The 18421-nt window shown below is 46.9% G+C and carries 15 protein-coding genes; 3 read left to right on the forward strand and 12 right to left on the reverse strand.

Going from position 1 to position 18421, the window contains the following annotated elements; translation table 11 throughout:
• Positions 1-217: 217 nt before the first annotated feature.
• The 3 genes from AYK67_RS13895 to AYK67_RS13905 all read right to left on the reverse strand — a co-directional run bounded on the left by AYK67_RS13895 (position 218) and on the right by AYK67_RS13905 (position 4252).
• Positions 218-1378 carry a M20 aminoacylase family protein gene (locus AYK67_RS13895; protein ID WP_068088028.1) on the reverse strand — a complete coding sequence of 387 codons (1161 nt, stop codon included), beginning with the start codon at positions 1376-1378 and terminating at the stop codon, positions 218-220.
• 99 nt (positions 1379-1477) lie between these two features.
• The gene (locus AYK67_RS13900) at positions 1478-3010 is read right to left on the reverse strand and encodes a BCCT family transporter (RefSeq protein WP_208976307.1); all 1533 of its coding nucleotides are present in this window, start codon (positions 3008-3010) and stop codon (positions 1478-1480) included.
• A gap of 78 nt (positions 3011-3088) precedes the next feature.
• Entirely contained in the window at positions 3089-4252 is a 1164-nt protein-coding gene (locus tag AYK67_RS13905; protein WP_068088033.1) for a M24 family metallopeptidase, read from the reverse strand.
• Between the two features lie 335 nt (positions 4253-4587).
• Here AYK67_RS13905 and AYK67_RS13910 point away from each other — a divergent pair, with 335 nt between their 5' ends.
• From AYK67_RS13910 to dpaL, 3 genes are all read left to right on the forward strand, one after another.
• Complete coding sequence (locus AYK67_RS13910; protein WP_068088036.1) at positions 4588-5292, forward strand: helix-turn-helix transcriptional regulator; 705 nt, start codon at positions 4588-4590, stop codon at positions 5290-5292.
• Positions 5289-5672, forward strand: a complete 384-nt coding sequence (locus tag AYK67_RS13915) for a RidA family protein (RefSeq protein ID WP_068088038.1) — start codon at positions 5289-5291, stop codon at positions 5670-5672. Before AYK67_RS13910 ends, AYK67_RS13915 begins: the two co-directional genes overlap by 4 nt.
• 88 nt (positions 5673-5760) lie before the next feature.
• Positions 5761-6942 carry a diaminopropionate ammonia-lyase gene (gene dpaL, locus AYK67_RS13920; RefSeq protein WP_068088040.1) on the forward strand — a complete coding sequence of 394 codons (1182 nt, stop codon included), beginning with the start codon at positions 5761-5763 and terminating at the stop codon, positions 6940-6942.
• Positions 6943-7087: 145 nt separating this feature from the next.
• Here the strand turns inward: dpaL and AYK67_RS13925 are convergent, their stop codons facing one another.
• From AYK67_RS13925 to hyi, 9 genes are all read right to left on the reverse strand, one after another.
• Positions 7088-8473, reverse strand: coding sequence for an MFS transporter (locus AYK67_RS13925; RefSeq protein WP_068088043.1), 1386 nt, complete (start codon positions 8471-8473; stop codon positions 7088-7090).
• Positions 8474-8487: 14 nt separating this feature from the next.
• Complete coding sequence (locus AYK67_RS13930; RefSeq protein WP_068088046.1) at positions 8488-9867, reverse strand: FAD-dependent oxidoreductase; 1380 nt, start codon at positions 9865-9867, stop codon at positions 8488-8490.
• Between the two features lie 99 nt (positions 9868-9966).
• Positions 9967-12396 (reverse strand): phosphoenolpyruvate--protein phosphotransferase, encoded by a 2430-nt coding sequence (gene ptsP / locus AYK67_RS13935; protein WP_068088049.1) that lies wholly within the window; start codon positions 12394-12396, stop codon positions 9967-9969.
• 4 nt (positions 12397-12400) lie between these two features.
• The gene (gene dhaL, locus AYK67_RS13940) at positions 12401-13024 is read right to left on the reverse strand and encodes a dihydroxyacetone kinase subunit DhaL (protein WP_068088233.1); all 624 of its coding nucleotides are present in this window, start codon (positions 13022-13024) and stop codon (positions 12401-12403) included.
• Positions 13025-13052: 28 nt separating this feature from the next.
• Positions 13053-14117 (reverse strand): dihydroxyacetone kinase subunit DhaK, encoded by a 1065-nt coding sequence (gene dhaK / locus AYK67_RS13945; protein WP_068088051.1) that lies wholly within the window; start codon positions 14115-14117, stop codon positions 13053-13055.
• Between the two features lie 94 nt (positions 14118-14211).
• Complete coding sequence (locus AYK67_RS13950) at positions 14212-15297, reverse strand: glycerol dehydrogenase (RefSeq protein ID WP_068088054.1); 1086 nt, start codon at positions 15295-15297, stop codon at positions 14212-14214.
• A 55-nt stretch (positions 15298-15352) separates the two neighbouring features.
• Positions 15353-16624 (reverse strand): glycerate kinase type-2 family protein, encoded by a 1272-nt coding sequence (locus AYK67_RS13955; protein WP_068088057.1) that lies wholly within the window; start codon positions 16622-16624, stop codon positions 15353-15355.
• Positions 16625-16740: 116 nt separating this feature from the next.
• Positions 16741-17631, reverse strand: a complete 891-nt coding sequence (gene glxR, locus AYK67_RS13960) for a 2-hydroxy-3-oxopropionate reductase (RefSeq protein WP_068088060.1) — start codon at positions 17629-17631, stop codon at positions 16741-16743.
• A gap of 11 nt (positions 17632-17642) precedes the next feature.
• Positions 17643-18419 carry a hydroxypyruvate isomerase gene (gene hyi, locus AYK67_RS13965; RefSeq protein WP_068088063.1) on the reverse strand — a complete coding sequence of 259 codons (777 nt, stop codon included), beginning with the start codon at positions 18417-18419 and terminating at the stop codon, positions 17643-17645.
• Between the last annotated feature and the right edge of the window lie 2 nt (positions 18420-18421).

An 18421-nucleotide genomic window follows, 5' to 3' on the forward strand; every position in this document is an offset into this window, starting at 1 on the left:
GTCTAAGCGCCTTCGCCCAATGGAAAAACGCTGCCATGATTGATGCCTGAGGCATAAGGTGAAAAGCTTCTTCCGGCTCTTTCAAGTTAACCTGTCAAAACCAATAATTTGAACCCATCAAATGTCGCATTGTGATTCCCTTAGGTAGCTCAATTGCGTCTGCAATTGAGCTAATGCTAAGACCTATTACCCGCAAAGCAACATAAACGCCACGCTTCTAGCTTGCTTGTGGAAGCTGGTCTTTCACAAGTTCTTGCCAAAAGTTTACGCCTGTCATTAGAATATCATCATTAAAATCGTAGTAAGGTTTATGCAGGGCTGTACCGCCCTTTTCACCTTCCGCACCATTACCAACCAGAATGTAACAGCTGGGGGCCTGGCGCTGCATGAAGGAGAAATCCTCGGAAATTGTGAAAGGTTTTGCGGCACCATCCACTTTATCCGCACCGACCAGTTTGGTGGCGACACGAACTGCCACAGCGGTCTCACTCGGTGTGTTGATGGTGGACAGGAAACCATTGTGGAACTTGTAACGGTATTCCACTCCAGCCGATGCACAAATTCCCGCTGCCACACGTTCCATGGCGGCTTCGATCTTGTGCAAAGCATCGTCTGTAAAGCAGCGGGTGTCGCCTTTGAGCGTTACAGATGAGGGAATAACATTGGTTGTGCCATTGGTATTGAATTCTGTTACCGAAATGACAGCAGGTTCGTGAATGGAGCTGAGGTTCCGGCTGGTGATGTTTTGCAAGCCAAGGACGATTTGTGCCCCAACAACAATTGGGTCTGTGCCCATATGCGGCAATGCGGCATGCCCACCAGTGGCAAGAATTTCGATTTCGAATGCGCTTTCGGCAGCCATGATTGGGCCGGGATTGGTGACAAAGTGCCCCTCTGGGACGCCGGGCAGGTTGTGCATGGCGTAAACGGCATCAATGTTCCAGCGGACAAACAGCCCATCTTCGATCATGGCCTTGGCGCCGACACCGTGTTCTTCGCCAGGTTGGAAAATGAAGTAGACGGTGCCGTCAAAATCTTTTGTGCGTGCCAGCTCGTGGGCGGCACCGAGCAACATGGCGGTATGTCCATCATGGCCGCAAGCATGCATAAGGCCCTTGTGAGTGGAAGCGTGAGCAAAATCGTTCAGCTCTAATACTTTTAGAGCATCCATATCGGCGCGTAGGCCAATAGAACGATCACTATCACCGCATTTCAAAATGCCAACAACGCCGGTTTTGCCAACATTGCGATGCACCTCAAGCCCAAATTCCTCGAGTTTATCAGCAACAAACTTGGAGGTTTGTTCTTCTTCAAAGCCGAATTCAGGGTGTTTGTGAATGTGATGGCGCCAGGCTTTGACTTGTTCTTCGATGGACATAACTTCCTACCCATTTATTATTAAGGAAGGGCGGCTATATATGCCGCCCTTTGCATATGAGGTGATGCGAAGTCTTATTTCAGCATTGCAACTGACTTTTTACTTCGAGTCAAACTCCTGACGGAACATCTTGAATGTGCTGATTATTGCAACGAACAAGACGAACATCAATGGCAGAGCAAAGATCAGGCTGATGGATTGCAACAGATCGATACCGGACTTTGTTGCCAGCATCAGGGTCAGAGCCATGGCACCTTGTGCGATGGTCCACATGATCTTCTGTTTGTTGCTTGGGTTCAGCGAACCATCTTCACTCATGGAGCTCAGGGTGAAGGTCGAGCTGTTCATGGAAGTGATGAAGCAGGTGAACAGCGCGATTACAACACCGATGGAGATTACAGTACCCATTGGGAAGCCTTCAAGCACGATGAAGGTTGCAGCTTTTGAAGAGGCTGCAGCGGCTTTCAGGGCTTCAGGTTCTGCTTCCAGACCAATGGTGCCGAAGAAAGCAACCCAGAGGAAGATGCCAAGGCATGGCAAGATCATCGAGCCAAGGATGAACTCGCGAACAGTGCGGCCTTTGGAAACACGCGCGATGAACGGACCAACAAATGGTGCCCATGCAATGGCCCATGCGTAGTAGTAAATAGGCCAGCCGCCAATCCAAGAGGTTTCTTTGTCTGCAGCAAAGGTCGGCAACATCAACGCATCGGTGAAGAAGTCGTTCATGTAGTTGCCCATGGTGTCAAAGTAGACGTTGATCATCTGGGTGGTAGGACCCAGTGCGCCAACCAGAACAATCAGGCCAACAAGGAGGTAGGCGTTGTAATCGGACAGAAGTTTGATGCCCTTTTCCAGACCTGTAGTAGTACAAAGGATGGTGATTAGCGTAATTGAGCCCACCAGAATAATTTTGGTTATCGCGCCATCAGGTGTACCGATGAGGTAGGATGACGAGATGGACAAAGACAGGCCAGTTTGACCAAGCGAGGTGGAGATACCGGCGATTGCGCCAAATACACAGATGAGGTTAACAAGTTTGCCCCAACCACCATTGGCTTTATCACGGCCCCAAGGCAGCAAGATATTACTGATAAGACCGCTTTCACCTTTGCGGTACATCAGGTATCCAAGAATGAGACCCACGACAGAGAACGCAGCCCAAGCCTGAATGCCTTGGTGGATGAAGCTCTGTTTCATGGCAAATTCGGCAGCTTCTGGAGTTTGCGCAGCGATGCCGGTGGTTTCTAGCGGATTGATGTAGTGGTAAACCGGTTCTGCAACACCCCAGTAGAGCATAACTGTACCCATACCAGCAGAGAACAACATCGCAATCCAAGAAAACGTGCTGAATTCTGGCTTGGCATCGTCCGGGCCAAAGCGGATATTGCCGTATTTACTGAAGGCGAAATAGAACATCACCATGACATAGGCAAAAGAGCCTGCCATGTAGATCCAACCGAATTTATCAGTCAGGTAATTCATGGTGCCGACGCCGACATCATAAAGCGTATCGGGGAACATAATCCCGGAAAGCACAACGATGACGATAAAGGCCATAGTGCTGGTAAACAGCATTTTGCCCTGTTTTAGCTCGGGGACTGCCCCTGCTGTATTTTCTTGGTTACTCATAAATTCTCCCCTGAGTTAACCAGAACGGGAAAACCACAGACAGGTAGCTCCCGCACCTGCCTGTAATCTTCTGCCCAATTAAATGATAATAAGTTCCGGTGCTGCGCGCTCTGACAGCCATTCAGCACCATCTTCGGTGATGACGATGTTTTCTTCATGCACCATTTGTTTGCCCGGTGCGTAGTTCATGCCTGGCTCAAGTGTGAGCACCATACCTGGACGCAGCAGCGTGTTGTCGGTTGCGGTGTTAGATGGGCGCTCTGTCAGCTCCATGCCGAGGCCGTGGCCAATGCGGCCTACATCGTTGCCGAGGGCTCCGGCTTCTTCCAGCACCGACCACATGGCGTTGTAGATGTCGGTTGTGGTGTTGCCCGGTTTCGCGGCTTCAAAGCCTTTGGTGGTGGCTTCATAGGTGGCGCGGTAAGCGGCTTTGGTTTGCTCGCTGGCATCACCAAAGGCCCAGTTGCGGTCAAAATCCGAGAAGTACCCGTCACGCACAGCACCCGTATCGATGATGAGCAAATCGCCGTGTTCGATAACCCGATCCGTTGGCCCCATGATAATACTGTCATAACCATCTGGACCTGAGCCTGCGATAATATAAGGGCACTCATCTGCACCCTCACGCAGCATGTCGATACGGAATTGTTTACAGATATCCCGCTCACTCATGCCCGTTTTTGCATAGCTTGGAATAAGGTCGAATGCTTTATTGGTAATACGGCAGATTTCACGGGTTTTGGCGATTTCCGCTGGAGACTTGATAGTGCGTAGATCGTGAATTTCGAGCGCAACATCAACAATTTCACTCGATACGTTCTCACGCAGTTGCAAGAAGTTGTTTACCGGCATTCGCAAATGAGACTCGATACCCAGTGTCGCACCAATTCGGCCAAACTTTTTAGGCAACTCTTCCAAGGCGGCTGTTAATAGGGAGATACCGTCATCTTCAGGACAAGGAGAGGCCCAGGTGCGAATATCTTCAACCCAAGTGGAGGCCATGCCGGTAGCACCAATTTCTGGAATAACCGCAATAGGTTTACCGCTCGCTGGAACTACAAGGAACCAAGGGCGGGTGGGGCTATGCCAGAATTGTGTAAAGAAACCGCTGAAATAGCGAACATTGGGCTCGGTTGTAAAAAATACAGCGTCTAGCTCTTTTTCACGCATCAGCGTTTGCAGGCGAGCTGTACGGTTTTCAAATTCTTCGGTGTTGAAACCACGTGCTGAAGGACTTGTCATTATTATTCTCCCAAGTGATGGAGGTTAGCCTCCTTGGCGCTACGCGAATCTTAAAAGTTAAAAATATTCACCTATGCGCCTTGCGGTTAAATAAAGTGCACCAAACACATAAAGTCAAATAAATTTTACCATATAGGTTGCATTACGCACATAATCGGGCTCTCATCCTACGTATTTCGCAGAAAAGTTCCCGGATTTTATCATTTTGGAACACTTTTCGACAATATAGTGAAATATATGTAACTTTCCTATTGAAATAGAGCTATATCACCGGTAAGTATGGCGCATATTAAGTTCACTAAAGTAGCCTATGAGGTTGTCGAAAGGTGATTCCAATGAATGCGAATGCCATCAATTCTCTTATTAAGAGTCTTAGCGAGAGCGATCATGTAACGCTTCGCAACTATTTTCATGTGGCGGATACAATTGCCGATTTAATAGGACCTCATTGCGAGGTCGTCGTGCATTCATTTGCGAGCCTAGATAATTCAGTAGTAAAAATATCCAATGGTCACCTTACGGGACGCACTGTTGGCTCACCAATCACCGATTTGGGGTTGAAGGTGATGCAGGAGTACCTTCAAACCGGGGACACCACACCTAGTGCTTACTACACGCAAACATCTGACGGACGTCAATTAAAGTCCAGTACAACAATTTTGCTTGGAGAGAACGGGCGCGCTATTGGCATGCTATGTGTCAACATTAACCTGTCAGCCCCCTTTTCAGATATTGTTAAAACTTTTGTCGCGCCGCAGCAGGTGCGGCCATCTGAAATTGCTAGCGAGAATTTCAGTACAAATGTAAACGACGTTATTCAGCAAGCACTTAACCTCGCAATTGTCGATGCTGAGGCTAACCCCGCAGTATCACAAAAAACCCGAAACAAAGAAGTGACCCGCCTGTTATTCGAGCGGGGAATTTTTGAGTTCAAAGAAGCAACTGTTCTGGTTTCAGAACACCTCGGTATCACTCGCCATGCAATTTACAAGTACATTCGCGAGTTTAAAGCACAAAACAAAAATGGAGAAAACCAATGAAAAAAGTAATCGACACTGCAAAAGCTCCAGCTGCAATTGGCCCTTACTCCCAAGGTATGATTTTTGACCAACTTGTTTTTACATCAGGTCAACTTCCTTTAGTGCCAGAAACAATGGCGTTTCCTGAAGGCGGTATTAAAGAACAATCCAAGCAATCACTGGCGAACTTGAAAGCTGTTTTGGAAGAAGCAGGCGCTGGCATTGACAGCGTAATTAAAACTACTTGTTTCCTTGGGAAAATGGAAGACTTTGCTGCATTTAACGAAGTATACACTGAAGTATTTGGCACAGAAGCAGCCCCTGCCCGCTCCTGCATTCAAGCAGGGCGTTTACCAAAAGATGCTTTGGTAGAAGTCGAAGCAATCGCTTACATCAAATAGTCCCCCACCCTATAACAATGCGCACCTGAATGATTAATAGCTTAGGTGCGCACAACACTTCCCTCATCGAATTGCTAAAGAGATCCAGATGCTAAAACTGCACAGCAATCGTTTCCGCACAGGCGAAACCAGCCCGTTGTTTTCAGTGGAAGTTGCCAAGAAAACTCGTGGCTTTCATAATCAGATTGACGGGTATCAACCGACACCACTCGTGAGCTTGCCAGCATTGGCCAATAAGTTGGGTGTTAAAGCTATACTGGTTAAGGATGAATCTTTCCGTTTTGGATTGAACGCCTTTAAAGTGCTGGGTGGCTCATACGCATTGGGCCGGTTGCTTGCGAAAAAGCTTGGTCTGGATATCAGCGAAATTAACTTACAGACCGTTTCTGAAAAATTTCCCGAACCAATGGTTTTTGCAACAGCCACCGCTGGTAACCATGGCACCGGTGTTGCTTGGGCGGCCCGCACAATGGGGCAAAAGGCCGTTGTTTATATGCCAAAAGGATCGCCGCAATCTGCTGTTGAGCGTATTCGCGGGCTTGGTGCAGAGTGCATAGTCACCGATGTCAACTATGACGATACCGTACGTTTGGCAAACAAAACCGCCAATGAAAATGGCTGGGAGCTGGTGCAAGACACGGCTTGGGAAGGTTATGAAGAAATTCCAACCTGGATTTCTCAGGGCTACATGACAATGGCAAGTGAAGTCACCGATCAGATTGAAGAAATGGCTTTGCCACAGCCAACTCACGTAATGCTTCAAGCTGGTGTTGGCGCCATGGCCGGCGGTGTTCTTGGTTACCTAGCAGACCACTACGGCTCTGATAGTTTTACAACTATTATTAGTGAACCACGGGCAGCCGATTGCCTTTACCGCTCTGTTTTGAGCGAAAACGGTGAGATGACCGCAGTTGAAGGCGATTTAACATCTATCATGGCCGGTCTTGCTTGCGGCGAACCCAACCCCGTAACATGGCCAACCCTAAGAAATTGCGGCGACTTTTTCGTCTCCGCTGAAGATCGTATTGCAGCAACTGGCATGCGCATTCTTGGCAACCCGTTACATGGTGATGAGGCCGTGACAGGTGGCGAGTCGGGTGCTTTGAATATTGGCGTACTATATGCCATGCGCACAAAGGAAGAATTTACCGAACTGGCGCAAAGCACTGGCTTAAATGAAGATAGCGTGGTGATGATCTACAGTACTGAGGGTGACACCAACCCAGAGCGTTATAGAAAAATCGTATGGGAAGGCGCATTACCGCTTTAGTATACGACTCTTTGAGGGTTTAGAGCTTGTTGTAACACAGTATAAGAAAGAGCTCATAAAATTCTTACAAGCGAGACTAGAAAATGCTCCTTCAGCTTTTTTGCTGAAGGAGCACAATTTAATGAACTCTAATGATCAAGTTACATTAGGTAGTTGATTTAGACTCATTATCGATGAGTTCTGTTAAGGTTTTCTCTTCGCCTTTTAACCCTAACCTTCTATCAACTTCAGCCATTTTCTCAGCGATTCTCTTCGCAGCGCCATTCGCAATACGCCTCTTAAGAATAGTTGCAATAATTGCACCGACGATGGAAATGACGAGCAGAATACCGAATACAACATTATATCCAGATACACCCTCATACTTGTCTATTATTACCCCCCAAAGGCCGTAGGCAAAAGTTGCTGGTAAGTAAATTATAAAAGCTGCGATGGCTATTGCTGAACCTGAAAAGCGGGGTGGTAAGCCCATCTCTCCGTAAGGAGCAAAATACAACGAGCGCATGAAGAAGTAAGTGAAAGCCATCATCACAAGTATAATCATAGCTGGTATAGCAAAGGCTTCATTTTTTGGTAGTAGTATCATTGCAATACTAAGTATAGCGATAGCTACAAGGCCAGCACGCATACCGCCACTAGGACCACCAAAGAAACGCTCGGCGATAAAACCTGCTGGCAATGCTACTGTTATACGTCCTCCAGAGGTAGAAAGTATGCCAAATATTGAAACAGCAAGTACAGGTAATATATATACATCCTTCAGGAAAGTTAGGAAAAATGGTGTTGTAGTGTAACACATAAACACAACGAACCCAACAAACCCTGCTAACCATAGCTCTGGTAAACGCATGGTTACTTTAATACCTTCTTTAACCTCTGCATTCGCCTTTTTAGAATCTTCACCAGATTTAAGGAGCGTTTCGCGTGGCAAGATAAACCAAGCGATTACGCCTAGTAAAATCATGATACCGGCATTGACCATAAACGCAACTTCTAAACCAAGAACACTATAGCCAAGATAAGCATATAAACCAACGACAAATGAGTTTTGCAAAAACTCAACAACACCACGGCCACCTTCCAGTAGACCAAATATTTTGCCTTGGTTACTGTCTGATGTCGTTTTTCTAACAGACGCCAAAACAGCTGGCCAGAAAGCACCTTCACACCACAAAGACAGCATCACAAACAAGAAGCATAGTGTTGTGAAGTCTGAGGTTTTACCAAGAAAATAAGTTGTTAGCCCACCAAGAATCATATTCACAGGAATAAGTACCCGTGGGGAAAATCTGTCTTGTGCCCATGAGCAAGCTAAGTAAAAAATATTGTGCACTATGCCATAAATGGACATCAAAATGCCAAACTCTGTCATAGAGATATCCCACATCTCTAACATTTGAGGAAGTAGAACTCCTTTCATAGCAAGTAATGAAAATGCGAATTGTGCGCATGCAACCAGTACGATGAAGTTCAAAAACACTCTAGGAGAACTAAATAGAGGTTTTCCATCTTTTCCCTTAAGCCATTCCATTTGGTGATCTCCCACTAATTTATTCTAACACCTTGTTCGGTGAGTTTTTCTTGTAATTGATTTATTGGAACGTTATTGGATGCTACATTTAACCTGCTTCCAATACTTGCTGCAACACCTGCAGCTTGCCCCGTAGCAGCACAACACATCATGTTACGTGTAGATGAGTGAGCAGCTTTGTCACCTGCAACAGCACGACCGGCTACCCATAAGTTATCGACATCCTTAGGCACTAGAATCCCGTAGGGTATCTGAAAGTACCTACCAGTTGTTGGAAGCACAACGAGCCCATAACCGTCTAAAAATTCTGGGAATATTCCAACAGAATTTTCTGTCCTTCCTTCACCCGTTACATAGCTGCCATCAATTGTTTCGACTCCTATTATTTTTCTAGAGTCCCTTGTACCTACAGTCATTCCGAAGTTGCGAAGCTTAGCGTTTTCAAACCCTGGTACATAGGCCCTTAGAGCCGTAATTGCATGCATGCAGTTCTTACGACCTTCGACTTCACCTTTTGTGAGGTCTTCAACGCTAGTACAATCCAAGCCACGTATAGTTACTAAGTTCAATTGAGTAGCTTCGCCGTGTTCAGAAAATGTTGAGTAAGTCCCACATACTTTGGCATCTTGAGGAATTAAACCGTCCTCCTTAGCACGTTTAAATGGCTCTTCTAAATATGGGCTAAACATATTGTCCTCTTTACGAGAGGTCGCTATGCCACCGCTTTTATTAGACCAATCACTAAAGCCCGTTCCCCAATCGCCATATGTTGGCTTTACTTCGTCAATGTATTCTTGGAATTTGGCAACATCTACACCAACACAATTAAGCATTACTGTAAGGCCTAGCATTTCATTTTTCGGGCGAGTTTCCATCTCACAACCTGAAAAATACGCAATATCACCATCCGCAGAGCAATCAACGACAGAATTTGCAAGAATAACTTTGCGACCACTTTTACTTTCAGTAATTACGCCTTTGATTCTATTAGAATCTTTAATAACACCAACTGCCCAGCAATGGAAAATACTACGGACACCAGACTCTTCCATTAACTGATCTGCTACATACTTAAATGCTTCAGCATCAATTGCATGACTATTCGATTGAGGCTCAGCTCTCGCAGCATTACCTCGAATTGCTTTTTCTTCCAATTCGCGACCAATGCCACCCGCTTCAATCGTTCCTTCATGCCGGTACCAAGCATACCCCTCACAACCAACTGTTGTTAGAACACCGCCAAGGCAACCAAACCTTTCTAATATTATTGTGTTAGCACCATCTCTTGCTGCTCCAAGTGCAGCTGCCATTCCTGCAGGTCCTCCGCCAACAACAAGCACATCACAACTTGCGAGAACCTCTAATTCACGGCTTGGTTCGAGTATTTTTTTCAAACCCGCCTCCCTTTTTTTTATTATATCAGCCTATAACGCACACTATTTATTAGATTTGTACTTTGTGTTACTTACCCCTTGTCCTTTGTTGTTATGTTATTATGCGCTTTCGCACTCCCTTATTTTTGCCTTTAGTTTGGGCAGTAGCTTGCCCGAGGCGGAAAGTTTGCTAAGGCCTGCATGCAGCAAGAGCTGGGTTACTTCGGTGTCTCCTGCCATTTCTCCGCACATGCTCACCGGTATCCCGGCCCGCATGCCTGCTGCACATGTCAACTCAATAGCTTTTATGACAGCAGGCTCATGATAGTTCACCAGTTCGGCCACCTGCGGGTTGCCCCGATCTGCTGCCATGACATACTGGGTTAAATCGTTAGTCCCGATCGAAAAGAAGTCGGCTTCTTGTGCCAGAGCATCGGCATTCAGCACCGCTGCCGGTACTTCAATCATTATGCCGAGTGCCATAGGCACACTTTTTGCAGGCATATTCAGCTCTTCACGGCACACTTCGACCAATGCCTTAACCGCGAGTAACTCGCTAAGGCTGGCAATCATCGGCACCATCATCTGGATATTGGGCTGTTCAGCAGCAGCGCGAATTAAGGCGCGGATTTGGGTTTTGAACAACTGCGGGTCCGACAAGCACATGCGCACACCGCGGTGGCCAAGAAACGGGTTTTCCTCCTGTGCCATTGGGTAACTATCCAGCGGCTTATCCCCGCCCACATCAAGGGTTCTTATCGTTACCGGCTGATCCCCAAATGCGGCTGCAATACGCTTATACTCTTCATATTGCATTTGCTCATCTGGAAGATCGCTACGCGATTGGAACAAAAACTCCGTACGCAGCAGCCCCACACCTTCCGCACCGCCTTTTAATGCTGCATCAACATCTTGCATGCCACCAATATTCGCCTGAACAGGGAAATGCACCCCATCTGTGGTTATGGCAGGTTCTTTCGCCATCTCCTCAGTTGCCTTAGTGCTCTCTACCCATGCCTTACATCGCTCTGTAAGTTCTGCATGAATATTAGCCGGTGCATCTGTCCATAGATTCCCCGCAAAACCATCAAGAATTACTTCTTGCCCTGGCTGTACTTGTGTCATGACATTAGATGCCCGCACAATTGCCGGAATACCCATAGCCCGTGCAATGATAGCGCTGTGTGAAGTTTTGCCACCGCCCGACAGGCAGATACCCTTTACAATTTCAGGATCAATCTTTGCTGTATCAGAAGGTGAAAGATCCTCGGCAATCAGAATAGAGTCTGGTTCTAATGCAATTCTTTGCTCACTCTCGCCTGTTAAGCTCAGCATCACTTGGCGTGTAATGTCCAGCACGTCACTCACACGCTCGCGCATATATTCACTGGCACTTTGTGCATATTGCTCTTTCAATGCATCCATCACCTGCATCCAGGCAGCTTCAGCAATTGCACCTTCTTGCACATGCGCAATAATTTGCGGCTCCAGCTCAGGATCACTCAGCATGGCAATATGTGCGGCATAAATATCTGCTTTTAGCTTATCTTTCGCTGCCTGAGCCTGAGCAGCGTTGTCTTTTAGACCATCAAGTACGCTTTGAACGGCCGTTTGATAGTGATTAACCTCAAAATCAATACCTTGGCTTTCCCGCTGTGGTATCTTTGGCATTTCAGCGCTTAAGAATACTGCCTTGCCAAATGCAATGCCACTAGACGCTGGTAGGCCTGCAATTGCACCGTCAATTTGTGTTTCTACCTCTTTGGCTTCTTCCAGATCGTTCGCAACAGCAGGCTCGCCTGTCACATCTTCGCCAAAACCGTCCTCTGCCAGCACTCTAAATGCATCAATGGCTTGTTCTGCATCTACACCAATCGCCTCAACGGTAATTTCATCTTGTCGCTTTACTCCAAGTACAGCAATCGCATTCAGGCTTTTGGCATTAGCACACTCGCCATTCATACGAATTGTAACACTGGCCGAAAACGGCGCTAGTGCGCCAACAATACTGGCTGCGGGTCGTGCATGCAGGCCATTATGGTTTAAAACCATACAGTTGAAAGAGGCTGTTTGTTGCCCGCATGCACTATGCTCGGCTGACGCCAAGTCTTCTTGTACTTCTGTCGCGCTTTCTTGTTTTTCTGTACCTAAATGCTTTTGCTTGGCTGCCAATGCTGCCATGGCTTCGGCTTTAACATCGGCTAATGGCAAACCGGATGCCGCGGCAACGGCTGCTGCCAGTGTGCCTTCAACCAATGGCGCCGCGCACATTTCAATGTTGGCTGCCCATTCAGGATCAAGCAGCTCAATCGCCATTTCGGTACTCATCAAAGCGCTGCCCAAATCCATCAGGACCAAAACACCGCTATCACGATATACCGTTTCAATAGCTCCCATCACAGCTACGGGGTCTGTGCCAATTGGGTTTTCGGGGTCATCAATACCGCCACAAACAGCAAGAGCCCCTTTTCCCTGCGTCATTTGTTCTGCCAATTCGGCAACACCTTGCGCCAATTGGGCACTGTGCGAAACAACAACAATACCAACCACAGAACTATACTCCGACCACGGTATCTTTAAGCGCTTTCACCATCAACATAGATGAGGTCGCCCCGGCATCTTGATGCCCCACAGAACGATCGCCAAGGTAAGATGCCCGCCCCTTTTTGGCTCGCATATCCACCGTTGCTTGAACGCCCTTTTCGGCGGCTTCCACCATGTCAGAAAGAGCCTTTTCCAAAGTATCGGCTGTCTTTGCAGCTGCTAAAACCGGCCACCAGACATCACACATGGTTTTATCGTCAGGTTCTGCCTTGCCACGTGCAACAACCCCGGCAATCGCCATTTCCAGTAGAGCAATTAAATCAGCAAGTGTGAGCTCTTCTTTCCCTTTGGCAGCTGCGGCCGCGCGGATAAAAAACGTGCCGTAAAGGGGACCGGAAGCACCGCCAATAGAAGACATCAAGGCCATGCCGGTGTTTTTCAAAATGGCATCAATGGGTTGCCCTTCAAAACTTGGTAGTTTCTCAGCAACCTTTTCAAAACCCCGGTTCATGTTGATGCCATGGTCGGCATCACCAATTTCCTTGTCAAGCTCCGTTAGCATATCGCGTTGCTCTGCAAATACAGCACGACACGTTTTCAACCAGCCTAGGATTTGCTCTTGTTTTATTGTCATTTTTTTTCCTTGGAATCTCAGGTTGGTTTTATTTTCCCCAGCGAAGTGAAGGCGCATTTACTGGCGCATCCCAGAGCTTGAGTATTTGTTCATCAGCTTTAACAAGTGTTATTGAAAAGCCTTGCATATCGAGTGCGGTACAATAGTTACCAATTAGGTTTCGAGCTATTTTGAAGCCTTTTGCTTCTAGTGACTTGTGTAACTTTGCGTAAGCACCAAACAATTCGCCTTCGGTGGTAGCGCCAAGTCCATTCACCATTACAATCAGTTGGTCAGAGGGACTAAACTCTTCAATGGCAACTTCTGCCTCGTCAAAGCTCCCGGTATCGCGGTTAAAGCTGCGGACGACACGGCTATAGGGGCTGTTGTCTAAAAGCTCGTCCAGCATTTGTTCAACAAGTGAATCCAGGTCTTTGTATTCGCGGCGTTCAATGCCGGGCTCACCATGAATACCAACACCAAATTCTAGTTCATTCTCTGCCAGTTCAAACGAAGGCTTACCTGCAGCCGGTACTGTGCAAGCATTCAGGGCCACACCAAAAGAGCGTGAACGGTTGCTTAATTGTTGTGCCAAAGCAGTGGTTGCATCCAGATCAACGCCATTTTCAATAGCTGCACCGACAAGCTTTTCGATGATAACTGTAGCACCAACACCGCGCCTGCCCGCGGTATACAGGCTGTCTTTAACAGCCACATCATCGTCAATAGTCACTGTGGCAACGGGAATATCATCAAAGTGCAACAGTTCTGCTGCCGCTTCGAAGTTTAAAACATCACCCGTGTAGTTTTTGATAAGCAGCAAAACACCCTTGCCGGTATTTACAGTCTTACCGCATTCGTACATTTGATCAGGGGTTGGTGAAGTGAACATTTGTCCAGGACATGCAGCGCGCAGCATACCCTCGCCAATAAAGCCTGCATGCAATGGTTCATGACCAGATCCTCCACCGGAAATCATGGCGACTTTATCCTCCGCAATTTCTCGGTAAATAAAGCTTGGTTCATCAGAAAACTTTAATTCTGGATGCGCCAGTGCCAGTCCCTCTAGCTGTTCCCTCACAACATCATCAACTTTATTAATTAGTTTTTTCATTGTACTGGTCCCTATTGTTCTTATTGTTGCTGCAGGCTTTATTGAGCGATTGTTTGCCACCCCCCACCTCATCAGCGGGAGGTGACAGCCTTCATCAGCGGCTGCCCAACTCATGGGCTGAAAGCATTGCCGTAAACACCATGGAAGGTGTTACAGGGAATGGCATATTATGAATTGTCTCACCTTCCGCACAGGAGGCCTTGGCTACTTCCATCAAGGCATCGCGGTTGATTTCTTTCACACCCATATCGAAAAGATTGGTTGGCAAACCCACAGAGCGGCAGAAACCAATAACAGTTTCAATTTCTTCCATCGGAGCATTCTCAAGCAGCAAATGGGTAAGCGTGCCAAAAGCAACTTTTTCGCCATGGTAAAGATGGTGGCATTCTTCCAGCTTTGTCAGGCCATTGTGAATGGCATGCGCTGCCGCAAGCCCTGATGATTCAAAACCAATACCTGATAGGTAGGTGTTGGCTTCGATAATGTTCTCAACCGCCTTGTCCGAGAGGTTATTATCAACCGCAACCTTAGCTTTAACGCCGTCTTCCAGCAGGGTTTCAAAGCACAGCTCAGCAAGAGCCAATGCCGCTTTTGTCGAAGCACCGCCTGCCATTGTTGCATTGCCTGAAGCCGCATTGGAACGTGCTTCAAAGTAGGTTGAAAGTGCATCCCCCATACCGGCAACCAAGAGCCGGGAAGGCGCACCGGCAATGATTGCCGTATCCATAAGAACCATATTAGGGTTCGAAGGGAACATTAGGTACTCGGAAAACTCGCCTTCCGGCGTATAGATAACCGCAAGGGCAGAAGTTGGTGCATCGGTTGAAGCAATTGTTGGCACAACAACAACCGGAATTTTACAATAATAACCGATTGATTTTGCAGTATCGAGTGTTTTCCCGCCACCAATACCAACAATAACGTTAGCTTTCGCAGCCCGGACAATTTCCAACAAGCGCTCTATCTCTGGTCGAGAGCATTCGCCATTGAACTTTTCAAGCTGAACCGGCGTCTCAACCGCTGCAAAGCTGCTCTGCACCGTTTCGCCAACAAGAGAGGTAACAAACTCATCGGCAATAGCTACCGCTTTATCACCAAATGGCTTAACATACTCACCAATCTTGGTTATCGTACCTTCGCCTTGAACATATTTACTTGGAGAGATGATAATTTTATCCATTTTCTCTTTCCTTTATACCAAGTGATGCAGAAACGAACCACAGTTTTACTTGCAGCTACGAAGCGTCGCCATTAATCAAAATAGCGCGAAAATCATTGACATTCGTGCGGGTTGGCCCCGTTATCACGCTATCGCCTAAGGCTTCGAAGAAGCCGTGGCCATCGTTATTTTCGAGGGATTTTCGGGGGTTTATTCCTTTTTGCCATGCGCGGGATATCGTACTGGGATCACAAATCGCACCTGCAATTTCTTCAATGCCATCAACCCCGTCCGTATCACCAGCTAGCGCATATACGCCTTCTTGCCCGTTCATTGCTAATGCAAATGAAAGTAAAAATTCGACATTTCGCCCGCCACGCCCATCACCTTTTAAGGTAACAGTTGTCTCACCCCCTGAAAGCAAAACACACGGATAACTAAAGGGTTGTGATTTATTTGCTATTTGCTTAGAAATACCCGCTATTACTGTAGCAACATCCGCAGCCTCACCTTCAATACTATCACCAAGTATATATGTTGGATAACCTTCTTTCCGACAAATACTTGCGGCGGCTTCAAGTGCTAGTTGCGGTGTAGCAATGAGATGAGTTGAAATATCTACACCGCTAATATCTACAGCTTCTTCTCTTAGTGCTTTACTATCCAAGTATTTCTTTGCGGAATCGGGAAGACTAATTTTATAGCGCTCAATAATTGCCAGTGCATCACTCAAGTTTGTTTTGTCTTGAACAGTTGGCCCACTTGCAATGTTACAAGGTTCGTCCTCAGGCACATCAGAAATGAGGAGATTGATGATTTTGGCGGGGTGGATAGCTTTTGCCAGCCGGCCACCGCTTATTTGGCTCAAGTTGCGGCGTACACAATTCATTTCATTAATCGTTGCGCCGCAAGAAAGTAATTCTTTATTGATTGCCTGTAGATCTTCCAAGCTCATATTCTCGGGAGGCAGTGACATTAAGGCTGAGCCGCCGCCGGAAATCAGGCATAATACCGTATCATCTTTCCCAAGATCCTTAACATACTCAAGAATTCTGCGCCCTGCTGTAACACTTGCTGTGTCTGGCACAGGATGCGCAGCCTCAATTATCTCTATTTTCTCGCAGGGTACATTGTAGCCATAACGGGTAACTACCAAGCCTTTCAATTCACCTTCATAATTGTCTTCTACAGCTTTCGCCATGGCAGCAGATGCCTTACCGGCACCAATAACAATCAGCTTTCCCTCCACTTTTTTGGGCAAAAATGGCGGCAGGCAAAGAGCCGGCTGGGCAGAAGCTACAGCCGCTTCAAACAAACTTCTAAGTAGTTCTTTAGGATTTTTCGACATAGGTCCAACTCCAAGGAGATATGCCCAGAATGCCCGGCACAAGGGTATGAAACTGAAAGCCGTTATTCGCCGGTACTTCAAATCAGATAGAAGCACCGGCACTTGATAGTGTTTACTTATGCGTCTTCGGCAACCTTGTGATTGGCCAAAAGCTCTAGAGCTTTAACCATGCCGGAATGATCCCATTGCGAACCACCATTGGCCGTACAAGCGTTAAATAGCTCTTGCGCTGTGGCTGTATTTGGCAATGAAAGGCCCATAGACTTGGCGTTGGAAAGAGCCAAATTCAAATCCTTCTGGTGTAACTCGATACGGAAACCCGGGTTAAATGTGCGCTTCACCATGCGCTCGCCATGGATTTCCAAAATTTTAGATGATGCAAACCCGCCCATCAGTGCTTGGCGTACTTTTTCCGGATCCGCCCCAGCTTTTGAGGCAAACAACAGCGCTTCGCCAACGGCTTCGATATTCAGCGCCACAATAATCTGGTTCGCAACTTTGGCCACCTGCCCGTCACCTGCTTCACCAACCAGAGTAATGTTTTTACCCATCAGCTCAAAGAAGGGTTTTACCTTGGCAAACTCTGCTTCGTTGCCACCCGCCATAATAGAAAGAGTTGCATTAATGGCACCAACTTCACCACCAGAAACCGGGCCATCAACATAACCACAGCCCAAATCGGCAATCTTTTTGGCAAAATCTTTCGTAGCCAGTGGTGAAATCGAAGACATATCGACAACGGTTTTGCCAGCACTCAAGCCTGCGGCAACGCCGTCTTCACTAAACAAAACAGCTTCCACATGCGGTGTATCGGGTACCATAATAAAAATGATATCCGCTTTTTGCGCAACATCACGCCCGCACTCACACGCTATTCCACCCTTTTTTACCAAATCATCAGGTATTGATGGAATTGAGTGCAAGTAAACCTCATTGCCAGCAGCTATTAAATGCTCTGCCATTGGCTTTCCCATAATGCCAAGGCCAATAAATCCAAGCTTTGTCATGTTTTTATTCCTTACTTTATGCGTGTAAACCAGCTCAAACCATCTGTTGTACTGTTTGCCGGATTGTATTCAGCCCCAACCCAGCCCTTGTAGCCAATGTCGTCTAGGAATCTGAACAAGAAGTCGTAGTTTAACTCACCGGTTCCGGGCTCATGTCGGCCCGGATTATCGGCTATCTGGATATGCGCAATGCTATCCAAATTATCGCTAATCGTGCGGGCAACGTTACCTTCCATAATTTGCATATGGTAGATATCAAACTGGAAGCGGATGTTTTTGCTACCGGTTGCTTCAATAATTTTTAGCACTTGTGCTGAATTGTTCACGCAAAATCCTGGCATGTCTTGCGTATTGCAAGCTTCGAGCAAGAGTAAAATCCCCTCACCTTCAAGCTTATCCGCCGCAAAGCGCAGATTTTCTACAAGTACTTTTTCAGCAGTTTCTTGACTAACCGTTTCCGGTACCAAGCCAGAAAGACAATTTACTTGCTTACAGCCCAAAGTCTTGGCGTATTCGATAGCTTTGTCAACACCAACACGGAATTCTTCAACCCGATCAGGCAAACAAGCAATGCCCCGCTCGCCACTAGCAAAATCACCAGCAGGTAAATTAAACAGAACCTGCTGCAAACCATTGCTATCAAGCTCTTTTTTAATGTCTTCCATTGGGAAGTCATAGGGGAATAGATATTCGACAGCTTTAAAACCTGCATTTGCCGCAGCTTCAAAGCGCTGCATAAAGTCTACCTCTTTAAAAAGCATAGACAAATTGGCCGTAAATCTAGGCATTT

This window comes from Polycladidibacter stylochi (genome assembly GCF_001562055.1).
In the GTDB taxonomy this organism is placed as follows: Bacteria; Pseudomonadota; Alphaproteobacteria; order Rhizobiales; family Stappiaceae; genus Pseudovibrio; species Pseudovibrio stylochi.